General features: G+C 39.8%; 18 protein-coding genes. 17 read left to right on the forward strand and 1 reads right to left on the reverse strand.

The annotated features are described in order from the left end of the window. Positions 1 to 70: 70 nt before the first annotated feature. Positions 71 to 1,813, reverse strand: coding sequence for a GMC family oxidoreductase (locus Q4534_RS10700; protein ID WP_303613169.1), 1,743 nt, complete (start codon positions 1,811 to 1,813; stop codon positions 71 to 73). A gap of 389 nt (positions 1,814 to 2,202) precedes the next feature. Here Q4534_RS10700 and Q4534_RS10705 point away from each other — a divergent pair, with 389 nt between their 5' ends. From Q4534_RS10705 to Q4534_RS10785, 17 genes are all read left to right on the forward strand, one after another. After that, on the forward strand, positions 2,203 to 3,918 hold the full coding sequence (locus Q4534_RS10705) for an IlvD/Edd family dehydratase (RefSeq protein ID WP_303613170.1): 1,716 nt from the start codon (positions 2,203 to 2,205) through the stop codon (positions 3,916 to 3,918). Between the two features lie 65 nt (positions 3,919 to 3,983). Next, positions 3,984 to 4,760, forward strand: coding sequence for an SDR family NAD(P)-dependent oxidoreductase (locus tag Q4534_RS10710; RefSeq protein ID WP_303613171.1), 777 nt, complete (start codon positions 3,984 to 3,986; stop codon positions 4,758 to 4,760). A 621-nt stretch (positions 4,761 to 5,381) separates the two neighbouring features. Then, entirely contained in the window at positions 5,382 to 6,398 is a 1,017-nt protein-coding gene (locus tag Q4534_RS10715) for a family 43 glycosylhydrolase (protein WP_303613172.1), read from the forward strand. A gap of 274 nt (positions 6,399 to 6,672) precedes the next feature. Then, a complete protein-coding gene (locus Q4534_RS10720) occupies positions 6,673 to 7,689 on the forward strand; it encodes a hypothetical protein (RefSeq protein WP_303613173.1) in 1,017 nt (338 codons plus the stop codon). 6 nt (positions 7,690 to 7,695) lie between these two features. After that, entirely contained in the window at positions 7,696 to 9,003 is a 1,308-nt protein-coding gene (locus Q4534_RS10725; protein ID WP_303613174.1) for a YHYH protein, read from the forward strand. Positions 9,004 to 9,219: 216 nt separating this feature from the next. Then, positions 9,220 to 9,849: a hypothetical protein gene (locus tag Q4534_RS10730; RefSeq protein ID WP_303613175.1), complete on the forward strand. Its 630-nt coding sequence runs from the start codon at positions 9,220 to 9,222 to the stop codon at positions 9,847 to 9,849. Between the two features lie 104 nt (positions 9,850 to 9,953). Next, complete coding sequence (locus Q4534_RS10735) at positions 9,954 to 11,324, forward strand: serine hydrolase (protein WP_303613176.1); 1,371 nt, start codon at positions 9,954 to 9,956, stop codon at positions 11,322 to 11,324. Positions 11,325 to 11,496: 172 nt separating this feature from the next. Beyond that, positions 11,497 to 12,195, forward strand: coding sequence for a hypothetical protein (locus Q4534_RS10740; RefSeq protein ID WP_303613177.1), 699 nt, complete (start codon positions 11,497 to 11,499; stop codon positions 12,193 to 12,195). 54 nt (positions 12,196 to 12,249) lie between these two features. Beyond that, the gene (locus Q4534_RS10745) at positions 12,250 to 13,887 is read left to right on the forward strand and encodes a hypothetical protein (protein ID WP_303613178.1); all 1,638 of its coding nucleotides are present in this window, start codon (positions 12,250 to 12,252) and stop codon (positions 13,885 to 13,887) included. A gap of 282 nt (positions 13,888 to 14,169) precedes the next feature. After that, positions 14,170 to 15,345, forward strand: a complete 1,176-nt coding sequence (locus tag Q4534_RS10750; protein WP_303613179.1) for a DUF4221 family protein — start codon at positions 14,170 to 14,172, stop codon at positions 15,343 to 15,345. Positions 15,346 to 15,763: 418 nt separating this feature from the next. Then, entirely contained in the window at positions 15,764 to 16,204 is a 441-nt protein-coding gene (locus Q4534_RS10755) for an EVE domain-containing protein (protein ID WP_303613180.1), read from the forward strand. Beyond that, positions 16,197 to 16,664, forward strand: a complete 468-nt coding sequence (locus Q4534_RS10760; protein WP_303613181.1) for a MarR family winged helix-turn-helix transcriptional regulator — start codon at positions 16,197 to 16,199, stop codon at positions 16,662 to 16,664. The genes Q4534_RS10755 and Q4534_RS10760 overlap by 8 nt, the downstream gene beginning before the upstream one ends. A gap of 195 nt (positions 16,665 to 16,859) precedes the next feature. Then, positions 16,860 to 18,392, forward strand: a complete 1,533-nt coding sequence (locus tag Q4534_RS10765) for a sulfatase (protein WP_303613182.1) — start codon at positions 16,860 to 16,862, stop codon at positions 18,390 to 18,392. A 16-nt stretch (positions 18,393 to 18,408) separates the two neighbouring features. Further along, positions 18,409 to 18,915 carry a GNAT family N-acetyltransferase gene (locus tag Q4534_RS10770; protein ID WP_303613183.1) on the forward strand — a complete coding sequence of 169 codons (507 nt, stop codon included), beginning with the start codon at positions 18,409 to 18,411 and terminating at the stop codon, positions 18,913 to 18,915. 218 nt (positions 18,916 to 19,133) lie between these two features. Beyond that, the gene (locus tag Q4534_RS10775) at positions 19,134 to 19,850 is read left to right on the forward strand and encodes a hypothetical protein (protein WP_303613184.1); all 717 of its coding nucleotides are present in this window, start codon (positions 19,134 to 19,136) and stop codon (positions 19,848 to 19,850) included. A 45-nt stretch (positions 19,851 to 19,895) separates the two neighbouring features. Next, complete coding sequence (locus tag Q4534_RS10780) at positions 19,896 to 21,224, forward strand: hypothetical protein (protein WP_303613185.1); 1,329 nt, start codon at positions 19,896 to 19,898, stop codon at positions 21,222 to 21,224. Between the two features lie 129 nt (positions 21,225 to 21,353). Then, positions 21,354 to 22,259 (forward strand): alpha/beta hydrolase, encoded by a 906-nt coding sequence (locus Q4534_RS10785; RefSeq protein WP_303613186.1) that lies wholly within the window; start codon positions 21,354 to 21,356, stop codon positions 22,257 to 22,259. Positions 22,260 to 22,467 lie beyond the last annotated feature (208 nt).

Here is a 22,467-nt window from a genome sequence, read left to right on the forward strand (position 1 = left end):
ACAAAAAAAATCAGCACCAAAGTTTGTGAAAACTCCGGTGCTGATTTCTCTATTTCCTACTACAGCTTTATTAGCCGATATTTTTCTTCTTAAGCTGATCTACGATGTACTCAGATGTTCTGATAGAGAGTGCCAAAATCGTCCAAGTTGGATTTTTATCTGCTTGAGAAACAAATGGCCCGGCATCTACCACAAACAAATTGTCGCACTCATGTGCTTGAGAATACTTGTTCAAAACAGAAGTATTGGGGTCATTGCCCATTCTGGTAGTTCCTACTTCATGAATAATTCTTCCGGGTGCTTCCAAGCCGTACTTGGTGTCGGCGCCGGGCTTCTTGCCCATCACTGTAGCACCCATGGCATCAAACACTTCCTCAAAAGTTTCCTGCATGTGCTTGGCTTGTTTGACTTCATGTTCAGTCCAATTGTAATTGAATCGAAGCACAGGGATACCAAATTTATCTACAACAGTAGGATCAATTTCGCAGTAATTATCGTATTGAGGAACAGATTCTCCTCTGCCTGCGATCCCAACTGTGGCCCCATAAATATTTCTGATGTCTTGTTTTAGTCCTGCACCATAGCCTCCATTTGGTCTTGGTTTACCAAATTCATCCTGCATGTATTTACGCATGGATTCCATACCAAATCCAAATCCATAATTGGGTTGGCGCATGCCACCCCCAAACTCAAGGTGATAACCTCTTGGGAAATCAAGTTTTTTGTTGTCTAGCCACCATGGAGTATATACATGAAGTGAACCCACACCATCCTCATTGTACTTGTCCCTTGCTAAGAAATCTGTCATCAATGCAGATCTGCTTGCCCCTGTAGAGTCATGCAAATACCTGCCCAATGTTCCACTGCTGTTGGACAATCCATTAGGGTGTTTGGTAGAGGCAGAATTCATCATGATTCTAGCCGTTTCACCGGCAGAGGCACCTAAAACCACAACCCTGGCTTTCAGCTTGTACTCTTTCATGTCCACCTTGCTCACATAGGAAACACCCGTCGCTTCTCCTTTGTCATTGGTGGTAACCTTACGCACCATGGCATAAGTATATAAATCTACATTTCCTTTTTTGATTGCCGGTTTTACCAAAACGGTTCCTGCAGAGAAATCACCATAAACCTGGCAACCCCTGTTACATTGTGCACAGAAAAAACAAGCGCCTCTTTCATTGTTTACAGGACGAGTTAACACTGACACCCTTGAAGGCAAAACCGGAAGGTTGATTTTCTTGCCGGCCTTGGTAAAGGCTGCTTCGTGCAACCTTGGCTTTGGCGGAGGTAAAAAGTTTCCATCAGGTTCATTTCTCATGCCTTCTTTAGAACCGAAGACACCGATCATTTTATCTACCCTGTCATAGAATGGTTTAACATCATCATAGCCTATCGGCCAGTCATCTCCTAAACCATCAATACTTCTTCGCTTAAAATCATCCGGCCCAAAACGTAAGGAAATCCTTCCCCAGTGATTGGTTCTTCCACCAACCATTCTGGATCGAAACCAGTCAAACTCAGTACCGTCTTTTCTGGTATAAGGTTCTCCTTCTATTTCCCATCCACCATAGGCAGCATCAAAATCACCAAAAGCCCGCACAGTATTGGCACCTCTTCTCGGTGATTCCCAAGGAAACCTCAATTGGGTTCTATATTCTTCCATTGCCGGGTCAAAGTCACTCCCCGCTTCTACAACAGCTACACTTAAACCGGATTCTGAAAGAATTTTGCTTGCCATTCCGCCTCCGGCGCCGGAACCTACAATGATCACATCATAGGTGTCCATGGATGATTTTATTTCAAAGCTCATTGATGATTGTTTTGAGTTTATTGTTAATTGACCTCCCAAAATAGGAGTTTAAAGCTAATTATTCACCATTTGCAAAACCAACTAAAGGCTGATTCCTCAATAAAATGCCAGTAAATCCAAATTTTATTTGCTTTCACCCTCATGCCCATGCCCTATCCATGAATATAAGGCTGATTCACTTGCTTTTACCGACGAATATTTTTATTAATTATTTTGAAAAAGAATCCGCCTACTTTAAGATTCATTTATTGTCGACTGCAATAAAGGTTTTTAGATGTTTAAAATTTTATTTTGGCCAAACATTTACTATCCTTATACTTTGAATGGATCGAAAAGTACTACCCTTGCCGGGTTGTTCACTTTTTAGCAAATATTAATATAACCCAAAAATGAATAAAAAGGAAAGAAGAAGCCAAGGCTGGTTCGGAAAAACTGGCAAGGATGGTCTAATTTACAGGTCATGGTTTAAGAAACAAGGCATCCCAACCCACGAACTGGGAGGTAAACCAATCATTGGCATCTGTAATACTTGGTCTGAGTTAACACCCTGTAATTCTCATTTTAGAGAATTGGCAGAATTTGTAAAAAAAGGCATCTTGGAAGCAGGTGGCTATCCGGTAGAATTTCCGGTAATGTCATTGGGTGAAACAGTGATGAAACCTACTGCCATGCTTTACCGAAACCTGGCAAGCATGGATACAGAAGAATCCATCCGTGCCAATCCTTTGGACGGGGTAGTTTTACTCTGCGGTTGTGACAAAACCACTCCTTCATTGGTTATGGGAGCGGCGAGTGTAAACTTGCCCACCATCGTGGTTTCCGGCGGGCCAATGCTTACAGGAAGGTATAGAGGCAAGGAAATTAGTACCAGTGATATCTGGAGATTTAGCGAAAGTGCACGTTCAGGTGAAATCAATCAAGCAGAGCTTTATATCGCAGAATCAGGCCTTTGCCGAAGTGACGGGCATTGTGGGGTCATGGGTACTGCTTCAACCATGGCTTGTATGGTGGAATCTCTCGGCTTGTCACTTCCCGGAAACGCGGCTATTCCGGCTCCGGATACCGGCAGAAAAGTAATGGCGCATATGTCCGGAATGGAAATCGTCAAAATGGTTGAAAATGACCTGAAGATGTCTGATATCCTGACCAGAGAGGCCTTTGAAAATGCCATCATGGTCAATGCTGCCATTGGTGGTTCCACCAACTTTGTCATCCACCTATTGGCCATTGCAGGCAGAATGGGCATAGAACTTAATCTGGAAGATTTTGATAAATATTCGGCAGAAATCCCTCTTCTGGCCAACTTACAGCCATCAGGAAAGTATTTTATGGAGGATTTTTACTACGCGGGAGGTTTGCCTCCGGTTATTCGACAGCTAAAAGACCACCTGCACAATGAGGCCATGACGGTAACGGGACAGGGCATAGGTAAGAACAATGAAAAATTTGAAAATTATAACAAAGAGGTAATTGCAGCCATTGATGAACCTTTCAATCCTTTGTCAGGAATTGTAGTGCTCAAAGGAAACCTTTGCGAAACAGGCTCCATAATCAAGCCTTCGGCTGCCAGTCCGGAATTGATGAAACATACAGGTAAGGCAGTAGTATTTGAAGACATCGATGATTACAAAAATAAAATTGATGATCCTGATCTTGATATTGACGAAAATTCCATAATGGTGCTTAAGAATGTTGGTCCTAGAGGCTATCCGGGAATGCCGGAAGTGGGCAATATGGGATTGCCACCAAAAGTACTGGCCAAAGGCATCAAGGACATGGTCAGAATTTCTGATGGAAGAATGAGTGGCACCGGCTTTGGAACAGTAATCCTTCACGCCACTCCGGAAGCAGCAGAAGGAGGGAATTTTGCCGTGGTTCAAACAGGAGATGAAATAGAGCTTGATGTAGAAGCCCGAAAGCTAAATTTATTGGTATCAGATGAAGAGCTGACCAAAAGAAAAGCAGCTTGGAAAAAACCGGCCAGCCCTACAGAAAGAGGTTATGTAAGCCTGTATGTAAAAACCGTAGAACAAGCCAATTTAGGAGCCGATCTGGATTTCCTAAAAGGCAATTCAGGAAGTGAAGTCACCAAAGACTCTCATTAATTCATTCCCATTATTACCGGAAAGCAAAGTTGTTTTCCGGTGATTTTTAAACTTTACAAAACCCGATGAATAAAACCAACACGGAAGCTGCTCCGGTAGCCTTAGTGACAGGAGCCGGTGTGGGCATAGGCTTTGAAATCGTTTTTTTACTGGCTTCCAGAGGGTATAAGGTCATGCTGAATGATTTAGATGAAGCTGCCACCATCAAAGCTTGTGAAAAGATCAACGACAGTTTTCCCCAGTCCTGCCAAGGCATTTCCGGAGATGTGTCAGACACCCATTTCATTGAAAAAATGGTGCGACAAACGGTGGCAACTTTTGGCGCCATAGACGTGGCCGTAGCCAATGCAGGCATCACTGTTTTTGGGGATTTCCTAACTTACAAAGAGGCGGATTTTCATAAAGTCATGCAACTTAACCTTGCAGGGAGCTTTTTCCTAGCCCAACAGGTATCCCTGCAAATGATTAAGCAGCAAACAGGAGGTAGCCTGCTCTTTATGTCTTCGGTTACCGGCCATCAGGCCCATAAAAATCTGGCAGCCTATGGCATGAGCAAAGCCGCATTGGAAATGCTTGCCAAAACCTTGGTGGTAGAACTTTCTCCCTACAAAATCAATGTAAATACCGTGGCTCCCGGAGCCACCATGACCGAGCGTACGGCTTCGGAAGAAGGCTATGAAAAAACCTGGTCGCAAATAACCCCCATGGGAAGGCCTGCTTATCCAAAAGACATTGCCGAGGCCGTGGGCTTTTTGGTCTCCCCTGCCGCAAGGCATATCACGGGACAAAGTCTGGTCATCGATGGAGGCTGGACTTCTACGAGTCCTTCGCCTTATCGCTAGGGGATAATAAATAAATAGCTCTTCAAGGTTTTAAAAACCTTGAAGGGCTTAATAAAAAACACGAACGTAGGGGAGCACTTTGGATAGACTTTACGAAGCGATTTAAAATTGAATCAGATAGTTACCTTACTTCGGTCATAAATTACATTCACCAAAATCCCGTAAAACAGAGATTTACGAGATTGGAGTTACAGTTCTTACTGGTCTCATCTTTCAGAAAAAACTACTTTGCTCGCAAGAAAGGAAGTAATAAGTTGGTTTGGGGGAGCAAAAGAATTTGCAAATTTTCATACCTCAAATAACGGAGGGCTTTTCGAAGAATGGGAATTTTAAACCCGAAGCAGAAACCAATCGCTCTGTGTAGCGAGTTTATGACTTGACGCCAAAAGTGAACGGAATATTCAACCCGGATTATGTAATAGGGTTCGTGATGAGTGTTGCAATCGCAAGAAAATCAGGCTATTTGGAGATTTTAGCATAGCACCGCTATGGTGAAATTGAAAACAGCAACGAAGTGGCTGATTTTGAAGCGATTTCAGCACGCAATAGATTGTCTATTACATATTTCGGGTTCAAACAACTTGCCATTGCCAAGCTTTGCTCAGCACTAAATAAAACCCTATGAAAAACAGCATCTTACCACTGATAGTTATATTTCTTTTAATAAGTTGTACCTCAAAAAGCAACACTAAAATTGATGAGGTGTCTTTTAGTTATTCTATTCTTAAAGGTTTAGAACCCGAAAATGGGATATGTCGAAGAGATCCATCCGATGTTATTTTGGTTGATGGAGTCTATTACTTATGGTATACAAAAACAGACAAGCAGTATAGCGGGTATGATGCCTCCATCTGGTATGCGGTTTCTAAAGATGGGGAAATTTGGGAAGAAAAAGGAGAAGCAATTGGCAGAGGTGAAAAAGATAGTTGGGATGAATACAGTGTATTTACGCCAAATATTCTCAAAGCATCCGGCAAATATTATCTTTTTTATACCGGTGTGAAGCCTACTCCCGGAAATCCGGATAGAAAATTTGAAAACAATGCTGAAACAGACATTACTGCCATTGGACTGACCGTGGCTGATTCTCCTGATGGCCCATTTGAACGGGTTTCTCCAAAACCTGTATTAGAAATAAGTGACCTTCCCGATGATTTTGACAGCTACAGGATTGATGATGCTTGTATTGTTTACAAAGACAAGCAATACTGGATGTATTATAAAGGAAGAAGTATCAAACATGGAAAAGAAGGACCAAGAAATACCAAAATGGGAGTGGCTATCGCTAAAAACCCTGAGGGACCTTATGCTAAATATAAAAACAATCCGATCATCACTAGCGGACATGAGGTAATGGTTTGGCCTTATAATAACGGCGTCATGGCTTTAATTTCTGAACATGGTCCTGAAGGCAAAACACTTCAATTTGCTTCGGATGGGTTGAGGTTTAATAGAATTGCTTCTTTTGATGCCGATTATCCCAAAGCACCGGGATCCTATAGGATAGGAAATTTTACAGATGCCTCAATGCAGGAAAAAGGCATTGATTGGGGCGTCTCTATGGATTATGGAAACAAAGAAAAATGGCCTCACTTGTTAAAATACACAATGAGTTTGAAAACATCGGAGGTTAAATAACCTGACCTTACCATGTAGAGATTTTAAATAAGCGGAAATAAAAAAATAGGAACTTAAAGCTTAATAGCACATGTTTTCTAATTAGCTAAAGATCGCAAAGTTCATTACATTAGAATAACAGATGACAATGCACAATCTTCAGCTGATTTTACTGTTAAATAGGTAGAACAAGGTTCAAAATTAGACCCTTACTTTACAAAAGCCATTGTATTTCCGCTAAAAGCCGGATAAAAGTACCCTGAATTTCTTTTTGCAACTTTTAAATCTTTAAAAGATGAGTCACCATTTTCTATTATTCACCTTGTTGGCGCTGACAATGGGATGTGCCGACAAAAAAGCACAAACCTCAACAAATAATAGCGTAAAAACTTCAGACCTATCAATTTATCAAGGAACGGCGAGCATTACGCAAGGAATTGCCAGCACCCAAGCCGAAGCTATTTATTCTTGTAATCGTGGTAGGAAAACAGATATAGGAAAAATCACCTCTACTGATCAAAAAGAGTGGATTGTACCTGCCGAGACCAACTATTTGGACAGTGAATTTCCTTTTGCTGCAGATTTATTTAATTCTTGCGAAGGAATGAACTATAAAAACGCTGAAGAAGCTTTATCCCATTATGACAATTCCAGTATCATAGCGGTTGACCCGGATGGCGAAGTTTTTACAACTTATATTTTTGCTGATAATTATTTTGAAATGTATGTAAATGGAATTCCGGTTGGAAAAGACAAAGTGCCATTCACTCAATTCAATTCGAGTATTGTCAAGTTTAAAGCTAAAAAACCATTTACAATAGCCATGAAACTGGTAGATTGGGAAGAACACCTTGGTGTAGGTTGTGAAGCCAACAGGGGCAAGCCTTTTCACGCCGGTGATGCCGGAATGGTGGCAGTAATTAAAGATTCGGAGAACAATATTATTGCTACAACTGATGAAAACTGGAAAGCTCAAACTTTTTACACAGCTCCAATTGTAGATTTAAGCTGTGTATCAGAAGAGGGCAACTATAGGTATTCTAAAAATTGCAGTACAGAAGGAGGGCAAGACGGGTCCTCTTTTTATGCCTTACATTGGGAGCTTCCTACCGATTGGATGAAAACTAATTTTGACGATTCCAATTGGCCAAATGCTACAACATTTAGCAATCGAGAAATTGGTGTAAATAATAAACCGGCTTACACTAATTTCACTTCAGTTTTTGACGCTACTGAAAAGGACGCCAAATTTATTTGGTCTACCAATGTTGTTTTAGACAATGAAGTCTTGGTCCGATATACCATAAAATAAATTGCCATGAAATATCTTTTGCTAATCACATTTACCTTGGTTTTTACCTTTGATATTTTTGCACATGAAGGCGGCCATGGCACTCCTTTAAAAAATTGGCAATTTGTGAATAGTAATGAAACCATTAAAGCGGATTTCATCATGAAAGCAGGTGAAACCGTGTATTTAAGCACTGAAAATCATAAGGTTTTAACTTTCGATTATGCTGATTTTGAAGCTTCCGAGCAAAACTATATTACAGAGAGAGTGCATCTTATCAGTCAATTGAATGCAACAGAAGAAAGCGGAATTAATAAGCCATTTGACTATTCCAAGTTGTTGCTTTTAATAGGAGTAGCAATGGTAGTGCTATCATTTTTTAACTTAACACGTAAAACAAAAAAACCTTATTTAGCTTCTGGGTGTATCGGCATCTTATTTTTAATAATGGGCTGCGCAAATACACAATCTACTACAGTTTTAAAAAAAATGGCTGCCAATGAGATCCCCTTTTTAGAAGCTGTATTTGGTGCTTTTGAGAAAGTTAATACCCGGTACGATGACAAGTATTTTTATGTTGAATCAGATGGCATTCCCACACACAAAATGATGGTAGGCATTACCAATTGGCAACAGCAAGTCCCAATTAACCATGACTATTCGGGCAAGAATGCCTGGGCCATTCCCTTACATCCTGAATTGGCGGAAAAACCAATGTCTACTAAAAACAATTTTATGAAAGGAGCCATTGCCATTGCCGCTAACGGCATTCCTATCTTTAATCCCCTCAATAACCGAGGGGAGGATGCCAATACCATCGGAGAGCTTGATCAATGGGGCGGTCATTGTGGACGTGCGGATGATTATCATTACCATTTACCTCCAAGCCACTTACAAGCTAAGGTTGGTGAAGACAAGCCCATTGCTTTTGCCTTGGATGGTTTTCCTGTATACGGAGAAACTACTGAAGAATTGGATGAGAATTTGGGACGATTTACTTCAGATAGCAGCTATCAATATCACGCGGTTAAAGAATATCCCTATTTGATAGCAGCCATGAAAGGAAAGGTTGAGATAAATCCTCGAACACCTGCGCCGGAAAATGAAATTATGCCACAAGCTAAGACCAGAGGTGTAAGACCTGACTTGAAGCCATTGCGTGGAGCAGAAATTATTGGTTTTGAAAACCTTGCACCTCAACATTATAGTTTAAGCTATAAAGTAAACGCAAACATCCATAAAATAAATTACGGTTGGGATACTGATGGGAATTACACATTTGAATTTGTAAATCCGGATGGAACAAGCAGAAAATCAAATTATAAAAGGCAATAAAAACTGACCAAATGGTCATGACCCACTGATAGGTTTAAGGAGCCATTTAACTTTTTGACAAGCACAAGAAAAAGGTGTTTTCTCCACCTCCTTCTAAACTCCCCGGCAGAAGTATCCATCTACCTATTGAGAGAAAGGCTATCCATAGACAAAAATATTTTGGTATCTTAGACACCAAATGCCTTGGAGGGGTTACTAATCTTAAGATAAATTAGAATGAAACTTCAGCCATTAAGAATAGAAGCGGGTTGGCTAGTAAATTATAACCAATTGTATGAAGTGGACCCAGCTCCGGGTTACGAGCATTATTTTGAAGGTTCGAGTTTATTACTCCTTCAAAACAACTCTAGGTTAAAACTTATTGACCTTCAGTGGCGACCTGAAAAAGACCTGAGCGGAGAATATCAAGTGGAGGTTTTAAATTTTTTAGAAAATTTCAACGCTAAAACAAACGAATTTGACATAGTACCTAACTGGGAAAATCCATTTCTAACCTTCACTTCAAAGTCCAGAGTCAAACTTGTAGAAAAATTAGAGGAATTGATGCGGGTCCTGCCAGTATACGAAGATCCTAGAATGACGGAAAAAAGAGGCCTTGTGGATGAACTTTCAGAACCTTACCGATTGGAGCTCTCAGAAAATGGAATTTCAACAACCCTGGTTCAAAAAATATTAAAATATGGAAGCCCAGCCATTCAAAACCACCTTTTAGACCAAAAGGAACTCACAAGAGAAATAATTTTGATGTTTGCAGAAAAAGGTAAAACTAAAAAAGTGAGAAATAAGGCCAAGCAAAAATTAAACAGCAAACTATTTAAGGAGAAAAGACCTCCAAAAAGTGAATAGTGAGTGGTTTTCTGTATTTACCTTTCAAAATATAAGCCCTAGTCAACTCCAATAGGTAAAACATCGTTAAGCAAAGAGATTTTTAACTTATAAACCAAGCCCAAATGAAACAGTCCATAATCCTTCTGATTATGCTTTTGAGCCCTTTTGTCACCTTTCCGTTTCAAGAAAAATCCGATAAAAATGGGCTCCCGACAGAAGTTGTTGAGACCATTGAAAAACGAATCGAAGAGGGGGTTACCCCAAGTATCGCCTTGGCGATTATTGATTCCACAGGCATTCAATATTTTAATTTTGGTCTAACTGCTGCAAAGGGTAAGAAAGTAAATGAAAATACCATCTACGAAATAGGCTCCATATCAAAGGCCTTTACTGGAATTCTACTAGCTCAACAGGTTGTAGATGGTGAACTCAAACTAGATGATAAAGTAAACGACTTTCTTCCCAACAATATTAAAATTCCGACAAAAGGTCTTAAAGAAATAACATTTGGCAACCTTTCAGACCACAGCTCCGGCCTTCCCAGAATGCCCGACAACTTTACCCCTGCCAATCCTAACAATCCATATGCAGACTATACCGTTGAGCAGATGTATGATTTTATTTCAAATTATAAACCCCTGAGAGCGGTAGGTGCTGCGTATGAATATTCAAATCTTGCTCAGGGCTTATTGGGCCATTTGCTCGCAGTGAATAAAAACAGTAATTATGAAGATTTAATGATCCAAACGATTGCAGCCCCATTAGGGATGACGGATACCAAAATTGAGTTCACTAAAAAAATGAAAGAAAATTTGGCTTTAGGTCATGCGGGTGGTAAGCAGGTTGAAAATTGGGACATCCCAACACTTGCCGGTGCCGGTGCAATTAGAAGCTCAACTTCTGATATGTCTAAATTTATTGCAGCCAACCTAGGCCATGTTAAAAGTCCATTAACAGAAGCAATGGAGTTATCCCATAAGGTGAGACACCATAAAGCCGGTGAAATGTCAGTTGCATTGGGTTGGCATATCAAGAAAGGAGAACTGGGTGAGGTTATCTGGCATAACGGGGGAACAGGTGGCTATAGGGCTTTTTCGGGATTTGTGAAGGAAACAGGTAAAGGAGTGGTTCTCCTTTCTAATTCAACAGCAGATATCGATGATATCGGCTTTCATTTACTCGATCCCGGAATGGATTTAGCTTCTTTCACATCCAAAAATGATGCCGTTGAAGTCTCTGATTCAACGCTGGAACAATACCTTGGTTTGTATAAACTACAACCCAAATTCACAATAACAATTACAAAAGAAGGTAATCAGTTATTTGGCCAAGCCACAGGTCAGGATAGATTTGAAATTTATCCTGAAAATGATACTACTTTTTTCCTAACGGTTGTCAAAGCAAAAATTACATTTCAACTAAAAAATGATACTGTTGAGAGCCTGACGCTTTTTCAAGGGGGCCAAGAAATAAAAGGAAAGAAAATCGAATAGGTTGCTGACTTTGAGTAAGTACTTCAAGAAATTAGTGAAAGCATTAAGATATTTAGGCTAATTTTGAGCGAATAGGGAAGAAGAAGCAATTGATTTGGGAATTTTATCCCCCAAATCAGGAAGCAACAAGGGCCTTCCTTTAAAAGTATTAAAACTTAGTCTTCTGCTTTATATGACCAATCAATCTCCTTCAACACAACCTATTCAATTTGTAAATACTTTTCGTGATCTTGTTACTACGCCCTTTGAAGGAAACGTCAATGCGCTTTGTTGGAAACGTCAATTAATAGGAGATTTTTCAGAGATTGTTAATCAAATAGCGCTTAATGAAAATATGACCGAGCTTCATCCAGATGAGCTCCATGGACTGAAGCTAAGTGAACAAGGGCAGCTTGCCCGTGAAATGCTTTTCCAAGATTTGAAAACCTTGGAAGCGCATGGTGCCTCTCCAACACTTAATGTGATTCATTCCTATGAAAGGGACGATAGCTACCCATTTTTCCCAACCGATGTTTACTCATTTCATGTAGATCGCTCTCCTATTCCCGTTGATACCTATTTATGCACGTACTATGGGGACTCAAGTGAAGTATTACCCAATGCACAAGCCGAACAGAAAGTCCTTGTACCCGAAATAAGAGAGGAGCTTAAAAAATTATTTGGTGGACCGGATAAATATTTTGAATCATTTTTAAATGAACAGTTTTTTGACCTCCACTATCAGCCAAAATTTAATGCACAGCCAATAAGCTTGGGCATTGGCCATATGTGCAGATTGGCTACTGATCACCCTAATAGCAAAGTTCTGCCTTGTATTCATCGTGCCCCAAAGGAAAAGAACGGAAAGAAAAGGTTGCTGCTAATCTGCTAAATAGCAGGGGTCAATATTCCTTTTTCAAGGAATAATCCTGTTATTGTAAAAAGAATGAAACCCGGAAAAAATAAACTGATCCTACTTGTTTTTATTGCCTTATTGATAGGTCTGGTTTTTGGTAATTTCCAAAAAGAACCAAAACTTACTCTCAAGCCCGGAAATATTAAGGTTCCGCAAAAACGGAGCATACAATGGAATAATGACTCCGAATTTAAAGATTCTATTATTGGCATCTGGGTAAAGAAAAAAGTGGAATATGGCCCAAAAAAAGGAAAGGTAAGCAACCCAAGAGTTTTGTTGGCTCGGCTTCATTCTAAAACCAATATCCAAGAGACCAATCAAATAATTATGGGCATGAAACCCTGGGGTGTTTCAGGTTCCTCTTGGTTTTTTAATAAACTTGGGGATTATGATTTCACATTTACTGTGCTCACTACCATCCTATGGCAGTTTGGTGACAATCCGGAAATATTATATAAGGAAACGGTCAATCATCTACTAGAAGTCTTGCTAACAGAAGAAGGCAATAAATTTCGGCGCACAGCTCCCAAGACCTTAGGATTATTTCCTGAAACTGAAAACCATATACTAATGACTGAGGGTTCTCGCTATTTAAAAAACAGGTGGCTGGCCCAACACGGTAATGAGGATTCCCGGTATAATAACCTCAGCAATGGAATGGAAGCGAATATATTGGCATTTTTGCATGAGATGAAAACCAATGGTCTCCATGAGTTTAACTCCATGCCTTATATTGGCTATACCATCACAGCACTTCTTAACCTTGAAGCCTTTGCCTCTTCGAAAGTACGAAAGGAAGCCAGAGAGGTGCTGGATTACATGAATTTCTGTTATGCAATTGGTAGTTATGGTTATAAATATTTCCCTCCAATGAGAAGGAGGTACGAACGAGCCACTTGGCATAAATTGACCACAGGCTACCATTCTGTTTTTATGAAGGCTTGGATGAGTTTTTTACCGGGAGAAGCAACTAATTTTGCCATCGGAGAAGGGGAAGCTCATGCCATTATAGGGGCTTGCATGCCTTACAGACCAGCGGATAAAATCACTCAATTGCTAAGTGAAAAAGGCAATGGCTATTTTATAAAAATGGGACATGGCAAAGGTTCTTGTTCGGAGATATACACTGCAGGTGAAAATTACCTGCTCTCTGCAGGTGGTGCCAATCTTGGAAAGACCTCGCAAATCGTTGCCCGACCCATTACACTATTTTTAAATGACGAAGCTAAAGAACTAGAAGAAACTTTTCACTTGGCCGGACCCGGAACAAATTTTATGGAATGGAATAATACCGGTGTTTACAAAAATTTTGCTTGTGCTGCAGGTCCTGTAGCCATACCTCAAGGATACCAAGCCCAATACAAAGGGAATACATGGTCTATTTTTGAAGCCAATGATAAGGTACTGGTCGCCGTATTTTCCTCAGCCAACCTAGGCATCCTCCTTGTGTTTGAAAATAAAGATCCCGAAACTTTATTAAAAAAATTGGAAAACGAAAATCCGGACCGGGAAAGCTTGCAAACACAGTTCCGGTTTCCCGATGGTTCATTGATTGAATATGATCCTTTGGCTCCAAAAGACAAATGGGTCATTACTAAAGTAAACCATTCAAAGGTAGACCGGAACTATGAATATTGGCCATTAATAGATGGGGCTTTAAACCCTTAATGGCTTTGAAATATCAAATGGAGCCCATATTCTCAGGCTACTAAAGCTTCTGAGCTGAATGCGTTTTTTCTGCAAAAAAGGCTTGCAAACAGCTTATAAACAGTGTTTTCCTGCTCTGTGCATTTACGGTTTTATTTACAAATAGACCAAACACCAGTTGAATGTATATTAGGATTTCTTGTCAAAAACAACTATTATTAATAAATTAGTTTTTATTGGATAGAATTAGTGCCTTTTTCCGCGCTAATTTCAACAAGCTTTATAAACATACCCAACATTACTGTGTCTAGACCTCTCTCCACTTTTTCCCCAGCTACTTTTGCCATTCTTATCTTTTTTTGTCTTTCCTGCAATAAAAATACGGGAGATGAAGAACAAGAAATTAATAGAGCACTTCGGTTAAATGAAAAAACCATTCAAATACCCCTAGACGAGCAAACTTCAGATTACAGTTACGGTTTGGCTTATTATCATTCAGACAAACCCCTATTGTTTAATTTTAACCCCATCAAAAAGGCGGTTCAAGTTTATGATTTAAAAACCCAACAACTATTTAAAGAGCTGACCTTCAAAAAGGAAGGAAGCGAAGGGATAGGAAGACTTACCGGGTTCTTCATCCAAAATTTAGATAGCATTTTTATATTTACCAATACACCAAATACCATCTACCTGACAGACCTGGCACAAAGCTATCTTTTGCCCATAAGCCTAAACGTGCCGGATGGTTATGCCGGGCCGGAATTTAGGTCTGCCCCCTTTTATTCATACCCGATACTACGTAAAAATAAGATGTTGGCAAAAGTGGCTGTTCCTGCAAGAATGACAGAAATAGAGGAGAGCCAGCTTTCACAACAATTCCTCAGTGCAGCGTTTTCATTGGAAAATGGAGAAAGTAGCTTTTCGACCCATCAATATCCCAGTGGTTACATGGAAGAGGGCTTAAAAGCTCCCTACTTCAGCATGGCAGCTTCGCCGGATCGAGTTGTTTATTCATTTTTTGGCGATCACCGGCTTCTAGTGGCAGAAGCAAACAATGAAACGACCAAATTGGTACCGGCCAAAAGTCGGTATTTACCCCAGGGCTTGCCTACCCTTTCCCGAACCGCTGATCGATTGGAATACTCCAACTATTTGTTTACCTCTCCCCGTTATGAAGGATTAATATATGATGCTTATAGGGAAGTTTTCTATCGGTTTTGCTACCCTTCCATTGCGCCAAAAGAACAAGAGGAGATCAATCAATTGCGTGCTTATCCCGAGGATTTTTCAATCATGATATTGGATAGCAAGCTGAAGGTTTTAGGTGAAAGCAGATTTTCCGGAAAGCATTTGGTACCCAATAACGTTTTTGTGGCCGAAGAGGGACTGTACATTTCTTCCAACCACCCTGACAACCCAAATGCAAAAGAAGATGTATTGGAATTTATTTTACTCGAACTCTTATCGGTCAAAATCTAATCAGGTCTTTACTTCATGGGAAGACCTATTGAATTCTTGATAATTCATAAGCCAAGGATATAACATTCCACCTACTGGGAAAATAAAATCAATTTGTATTTGGTTGTCGCATATACTATATTTACGACAACATTAAATAATTCTTTTAAAAAGGCTCGCATTTGCTACCCTTCAACTTATTGATGTAATTCATTTAACCTGGAGTGCACATTAGGGTTTCTCGAATTTATGGGAAAGGTCACAAGCTAAAAACAGCAACCAAATGACTGATTTTGAAATGATTTCAGCACTTTAAAGAAGGTCAATCACCTATTTAGGGTTAAAGGGAATAGGCATCACCTTTTGGAAAAGCATTGCATATAAAAGTTTTAAACAGATAATCCTTACCCAATTGTAGAACAAAAAGAAAATAAAAGCCATGCGAAATAGGGGCACGAAATATTGGATAATTGTGGCATCAAAAGACCACGTAAAAAACGGAGTCGCTGATGGAATTGCTCAAGCCTGTCACGGAAAATCAGGGCCATTAATCAAAATGAATAAGGGGGATTTTGTAATTTATTATTCCGGAAAGCAAAATTATAAGAAACCGGAAAAATGCCAGGAATTTACAGCTATTGGAGAAGTCAAAGACCAGGAAGTATATTCATTTCAAATGACTGAGTATTTTTGTCCATTTAGGAGAAAAATTACATTTTTTGAGAGTAGAGACATTCCAATTTCATCATTAATCGACAATTTAGCATTTATTCAAAACAAGAAATACTGGGGATACCGGTTTAGATACGGTTTCCTTGAAATCAACAAGCAGGACTTCGACTTAATTGCAAATCAAATGCTAATAAAAAGTTATGCCTAAAAAAATAGAATTTAAGTTTAAAAGCCCCAACGAAAGCCCTGGATACCTACTGGCAAACCTTACTTTATTATGGCAACGGAAACAGAAAAAAACATTGGATCCTTTAAACCTGACCCATACACAATTTGTCTTATTGGCATCTTTGGGTTGGCTTTCAAGGGAAAATGAACTTGTTACCCAAGTGGATATTGCCAATCAAGGCAATGCAGACAGGATGATGGTTTCTAAAGTTTTGAGAACACTTGAAAGCAAAAAGTTTATTCAAAGACATGCACATCCAAATGACACCAGGGCCAAAATAATCAAGTTAACCGAGGAAGGAGCCACAGTGCTTCAGAAGGCTCTCACGGAAGTTGAGCATGCAGATTTAGATTTCTTTTCTGTTTTAGGAGATGAACTTGAATTCTTCAACAAAAACATGAGGGAATTGATGAGTAAGAACCAAAATACAAGCCATTGAATGTAATAGATAAACTAAATTGGCACTAGCGGAACTTTCCCAAAGTATGGAAAATTAAGCGACAAGTCCCTTTTGACGGTTCAGCATTTAGATTTATCTTCACCGTTTATAATAAACCTGTCCAAAAACAACAGTGATCCCAACAAGACCAGATGGTATTTAAAACTGAGGTCGAATTCAAGAAAAAACTAACCTATGAGAACTTTTTTTTACCTAACCATACTGTGTATGGTTTTTGGAAGTTGCAAAAATCAAGCAAGTCTCGAAGCTTCAGATCAACCAAATATTGTATTATTTTTTGTTGATGATATGGGTTGGCAGGACACTTCAGTTCCTTTTTGGCACAAAAAAACCCCTTTCAATGAGCGCTACAATACCCCAAATATGGAAAAGTTGGCTTCGGAGGGAATGATGTTTACCCAAGCTTATGCCACACCTGTTTGTTCTCCCACACGTATAAGCCTAATGACCGGTATGAATGCTGCTCGTCACCGTGTAACCAATTGGACCCTACACAAGGACGCTCTACAACCTATGGAAACCAATCACAAAGCGTTGTCTTTTCCTGCCTGGAATGTAAATGGCATGAGTCCGGAACCTTTGGATCTGGCGGTATATGCAGACCCGCTACCATCCATGCTTCAGAAAGCAGGTTATTTCACCATTCATGCCGGAAAAGCACATTTTGGAGCCATTGATACTCCTGCCGAAAACCCTGAAGCCATCGGTTTTGATGTCAATATAGCCGGACATGCTGCCGGAGGTCCAGGTAGCTATTTGGGAGAAAACAATTTCAGTGCAAATTGGCGGGGAGGCAGTGCTGAATGGGATGTCCCGGGCCTTGAAAAATACCATGGGCAAGAAATCTTCTTAACAGAAGCGCTTACCCTTGAAGCCAAGGTTGCTATGGATGTAGCCCTTAATAAAAACAAACCCTTTTTTATGTATATGTCGCACTATGCAGTGCATGCCCCTATAGAAAAAGACAAGCGTTATTATCAAAAATACCTGGACAAAGGCCTTGATGAAAAGGAAGCCAGCTATGCCGCCCTTATAGAAGGCATGGACAAAAGCTTGGGAGACATCATGAAATATCTCGAAGAAAAAAGTTTGATGGATAACACCATCATCCTCTTCATGTCAGACAATGGTGGCCTTAGCGTTCATGGCAGAGGAGGAGAATCTCACACTCATAACAAACCCTTATCCAGTGGCAAAGGATCCATCCATGAAGGTGGCATCAGGGTTCCTATGATCGCAAAATGGCCCGGCGTAACAGTTCCCGGATCAAAAAATGACAATTACCTGATCATTGAAGATTTTTATCCCAGTATATTGGAAATGGCGGGAGTAGAAGACAAAACCACCGTTCAGAAAGTTGATGGAAAAAGTTTCACAGGTTTGCTGAAAAACAATAGGCCGGGACAAGTTGAACAGCGGTCCTTATTCTGGCACTACCCCAATGAATGGGGGCCTAAGGGGCCCGGGATAGGCGCCTTCAGTGCCATTCGAAAAGGGGATTTTAAGTTGATTTATTACCATATAGATGAAAGTTTTGAATTGTTTAATATCCGTGAAGACATTGGAGAGCAAAACAATCTGGCAGCCACAAAACCGGAAAAAGTAAAAGAGTTGGCCAGTCTTTTGACTGCTCACCTTAAAGAAGTAGCGGCACAAATGCCCATTCATAAAGAAAGTGGCAACCCTGTAGCCTATCCCGGAGAGTAGCCATTAGACACGAATAATGACGGATATAACGTTTAGACAAATAGGAATAAAAGACCTATCACAGGTTTTAAAGTTACTGAAGGAAGCAGCCGAAAAAATTAACAGGATGCAGATTGACCATTGGCAATATTGGAAAAACCCTCCACAAGAAAAAGTGTCATGGGTTGAAGAGGGTATTAAAAATCGTGAATTCTTTTTCATCGATGACCGGGATAAAAACAGTATCGGTATGGTGAGAATGTTAAATGAAGACCTACTCTATTGGGGAAAGCAAAAAGATAAATCCATCTATGTGCATTCGTTAATCGTTAAGGAAGCCTATAATGGAAAGGGAATTGGACAAAGAATCTTAGAAGAAATTGGACATAAAGCCAAAAAAGATGATTGCCAATACTTGCGATTAGATTCAGATTCAAAAAACCCTAAGCTTTGCAAGTACTACGAAAAGCTAGGGTTTCAGAAAGTAGGAGTAAAAGACTTACCCTTGTCTACCTACAATCTTTATGAAAGAAAAATACAATGAACTAGTGATCAATTTGATAAAATACTTGAATGCACACCTATTGTATTCAATTGCCGGGGTCATTACTACCTACTTGTTTTTAAATTTTACATTAATATTTTCCTAAATCACCCTCATAAAACACGCTATACAAGCATATTAATCAATTTTTCATTTGCCAATCTCAATATTTTTTATTACTTTGAAGGAAGCTTTCTGTGAATCCTACCTCCCATGTCATGCTTCTCACAACCTACCATACAAACGATTTTTTCCGAATTTCATGTTCCTGCCCATCTGTAATACAGCCGGGAGAAGACCTTGAGGTTGACTTACACATGACTGCTTTAAAAACGTGTAAGCTGAACAAAATAATTTGGAATCTTGAAGGGGTTGCTAATGGAGCAGCCCAAAATGATGAGGAACACTTGGCGATAAATATGGATGTACAGGAAGGAAAATCAGTTGACCGGAAAGTAATCTTTAATACCGAACTCGGGAAGGAGGGATTCGGGGAAATCCAAATGACGCTGCATTTTTCCATCGCCGGGGAGGCTGAAAATACTTTTCACTGGAAATTTTGGGTGTCGGTATTTAAAAAAGTTACTGCGGATAATGAAAAGGCCTTGGACGATGACTTAAGAAAAAGGCTGGTCGATGTCGTTAATGCCAGAACAAGAAACGGACATATTTTTATGGCAGACCATGTTCGTTTTTTTTCCGAATTCCTCAACATTGAAGTACCTGATGAAATTGCCTCCATTATAAATGGGGAAATGCTACTAGAAGAAGAAGGCTTACCAGTAAACGAAGAACTCTTCTATGCCATAACAATTGGTCAAACTCAATTTTACGGATTAGAAAAACTGGAACTGATCTATGAAGAAAATTGCACAGACAGTGATGAAATGTTCGATATGGATGATGCACGGGAAGTTCCGGCTAGCGTCATATAATAAATTCTAGAACAACGTTTATTTTGGCTTTAAATACAAAATGGTATGTCATGGGCAGCAGGTTTTTCGTTAGCGCTTGAAATTAATCAAACCATTATCAACCTTGTACTCGATAAATTCTTACAAAATTTACAGGCGCAATTAACCTACCAGGCAAGGCTTGGGAGAATAGGTTCTTTTAAAGCATCAGTTAAGGATTTGGAGATATTGGATTTGGAAGACCCGTTGCCATTGGGAGGGGTGTTGACAGATTTGCAGGCAAAGGCAGATTTTAAATTAAGACTATTTGGAATTCAGCTTGTCAATACGACCATGGCATTTAACATCAACAATGTCGAACTCAATCTTTCAAGAACAGCCGCCGGCCAACCTAAAGGGATTGTCATTCAAATAGCCCATACACTTTCGATAAGAATCAGTTTTATTGGTGGAAATTTTCTTATCAATTGGATATTAAATGGAATCATTGCCCCACTGATTACTTTTGGTGTCTGGCTGGCATTTAAACTGATCCGCAATGTCGAGATTCCGGTTTGGGACCTGATAGATATTTTCGGTGTACTGGGACTGAGATTCGCTCCAAACAGTCCATTGCTGACAGCTCAGAAAACCGTTCCACCTTCATCAATACTCATGGCTTCAGACTTTAACCTTACAACACCGGCAATGGGTATTGGTCAGCAACTGAAACATTTCAATCCCCCAAACACGAGTATTGGTGCGGTTGTCAACGACAAGGTTATTAGCGCAGCTGTACAAATTGCATTTTCGAAGGGGTGGGTCCCCTCACGATTCCGTGTATCCGGTTGGAAAATCTACATCAATTCCATTCATGTTAAATTTGTTCAAGACAAGATCGTGGCCACAGGATCCTTAAAAGCCAAGCGTGGGAAATGCTGGTGTCGTGTAAAAGCCAAAATTTCCTTCTTGGCCGAAGTTACACCAAAAATAACCGGAGCACCTACTCAGCCTCAACTGAAATTTACTTATGATGCAGATGTCAATACACAGCTATCCACTTCCGGCATGCTCGTGGTTTTGGGTGTCATTATGTATGCTCCGATTTTTATGGCATTGACCATCTCCATGTCTTTCCTTATCAACATTGTACTGAATCAGTTTTTACCTTTTACTACCGGCTGGCAACAGAACGGAATGCAACTAAAAATCACTGCTAATGCTGTAAATTATGCAGGTTTCACTCCTCTATCTATGCAGTTTCCGCTGGAATTAAGTGGAAGCGGATCCTACGATCTTAGTAATTTTAGGCAATTTACACTTTCCGGAAATGGGCCACAATTTCAGGTACAATACACCAATGAAAGCCTCACAATTCAACCGGAGGAATTAAGACTTGCCATTGATTTACAGTAGCAATCTGTTTACTTCATTTAAAGAATGATTTTGATCCAAGGGGATTTGAAATCTTATTGTTTTTATTTTTACATTGAGCTTTTAAAGGAAATTTAACTGTAATAACTAAAAATCAATCGACCCATATCCATGAAGCAATTTGCGCTAATCCTTTTTCTAATAATTTCTTCCAACTTGGAGGCCCAACAAATAATGGATTTATATCCTGAGAGTATTCCAAACAGTAAGCCTTATGCCATGAAGGAGGAGGTAATTGAAGACAAAGGTCGTATTGCCTGGTTAAAAAATGTTTCCAAACCTACCCTTACAAGTTATCATCCTAGTGAAAAAATAGCTACAGGGGCTGCGGTAATAATATGTCCGGGTGGTGGATACTCAGGCGAGAGTTACCTCCGCGAAGGAACCTTGATCGCTGAAACATTTGTAAAAAAGGGAATTGCTGCATTTATTTTAAAATACCGTTTGCCCAGTAATTCAATTATGATTGACAAAGCTATTGGTCCTCTTCAGGATGCCCAGCAAGCAATTAAAACGGTAAGACAAAACGCCTCAACATGGAATATAGATCCGAGCAAAATTGGCATCATGGGCTTTTCGGCTGGAGGGCACTTAGCATCCACTGCCGGAACACATTTTGACAAGTCTTATATCCCAAATAAGTCACAAATAAGCTTAAGACCCGATTTTATGGTCCTTATCTATCCGGTCATCAGCATGACAGACGAAATAGGTCATTTAGGCTCAAGGCAAAATTTACTCGGCAAGTCTGCTTCAGAAAAACAAAAGCAACTGTTTTCTAATGAATTGCAGGTTAGCCCAAACACCCCACCCACTTGGATAACTCATACCGGAGATGACAATGTGGTACCTGTAGAGAACAGTATCCGCTTCTACCAAGCACTAATTAAAAATGAAGTTCCCTCAGAAATGCATTTGTACCCAAAAGGCAATCATGGATTTGTTTTGAGTTTACCAACCGAAGAATGGATGCAACCGCTGTTTGACTGGATGAACAATAGTGGGATAAGTCACTGAAACAATCCATTCAATCTCTTGACCCATTGATGAGCCAAGGGATGATTCATTCAAATTACCCAATTTTCATTGAATAGTGACCTCTTAAATTTTTGTGATTTTAGAAATATTCTTGCCTTATTTGTAATTAGGACGAATTTAAAAGTTGTGGTTTTCATTTTCATTCCTCCGGTATTGGGATTTTATTAAACCTTGTTAAATTTTAATA

It is taken from the genome of Cyclobacterium sp. 1_MG-2023, from assembly GCF_030546805.1.
Taxonomy (GTDB): domain Bacteria; phylum Bacteroidota; class Bacteroidia; order Cytophagales; family Cyclobacteriaceae; genus Cyclobacterium.

Excerpts from the sequence above, each read along its gene's own strand:
- Q4534_RS10710 (WP_303613171.1), top strand. The coding sequence starts at position 3,984 with ATGAATAAAACCAACACGGAAGCTGCTCCGGTAGCCTTAGTGACAGGA.
- Q4534_RS10725 (WP_303613174.1), top strand. The coding sequence starts at position 7,696 with ATGAAATATCTTTTGCTAATCACATTTACCTTGGTTTTTACCTTTGAT.
- Q4534_RS10755 (WP_303613180.1), top strand. The coding sequence starts at position 15,764 with ATGCGAAATAGGGGCACGAAATATTGGATAATTGTGGCATCAAAAGAC.
- Q4534_RS10730 (WP_303613175.1), top strand. The coding sequence starts at position 9,220 with ATGAAACTTCAGCCATTAAGAATAGAAGCGGGTTGGCTAGTAAATTAT.
- Q4534_RS10785 (WP_303613186.1), top strand. The coding sequence starts at position 21,354 with ATGAAGCAATTTGCGCTAATCCTTTTTCTAATAATTTCTTCCAACTTG.
- Q4534_RS10740 (WP_303613177.1), top strand. The coding sequence starts at position 11,497 with ATGACCAATCAATCTCCTTCAACACAACCTATTCAATTTGTAAATACT.
- Q4534_RS10700 (WP_303613169.1), bottom strand. The coding sequence starts at position 1,813 with ATGAGCTTTGAAATAAAATCATCCATGGACACCTATGATGTGATCATT.
- Q4534_RS10760 (WP_303613181.1), top strand. The coding sequence starts at position 16,197 with ATGCCTAAAAAAATAGAATTTAAGTTTAAAAGCCCCAACGAAAGCCCT.
- Q4534_RS10735 (WP_303613176.1), top strand. The coding sequence starts at position 9,954 with ATGAAACAGTCCATAATCCTTCTGATTATGCTTTTGAGCCCTTTTGTC.
- Q4534_RS10715 (WP_303613172.1), top strand. The coding sequence starts at position 5,382 with ATGAAAAACAGCATCTTACCACTGATAGTTATATTTCTTTTAATAAGT.
- Q4534_RS10720 (WP_303613173.1), top strand. The coding sequence starts at position 6,673 with ATGAGTCACCATTTTCTATTATTCACCTTGTTGGCGCTGACAATGGGA.
- Q4534_RS10770 (WP_303613183.1), top strand. The coding sequence starts at position 18,409 with ATGACGGATATAACGTTTAGACAAATAGGAATAAAAGACCTATCACAG.
- Q4534_RS10765 (WP_303613182.1), top strand. The coding sequence starts at position 16,860 with ATGAGAACTTTTTTTTACCTAACCATACTGTGTATGGTTTTTGGAAGT.
- Q4534_RS10780 (WP_303613185.1), top strand. The coding sequence starts at position 19,896 with ATGTCATGGGCAGCAGGTTTTTCGTTAGCGCTTGAAATTAATCAAACC.
- Q4534_RS10745 (WP_303613178.1), top strand. The coding sequence starts at position 12,250 with ATGAAACCCGGAAAAAATAAACTGATCCTACTTGTTTTTATTGCCTTA.
- Q4534_RS10775 (WP_303613184.1), top strand. The coding sequence starts at position 19,134 with ATGCTTCTCACAACCTACCATACAAACGATTTTTTCCGAATTTCATGT.
- Q4534_RS10705 (WP_303613170.1), top strand. The coding sequence starts at position 2,203 with ATGAATAAAAAGGAAAGAAGAAGCCAAGGCTGGTTCGGAAAAACTGGC.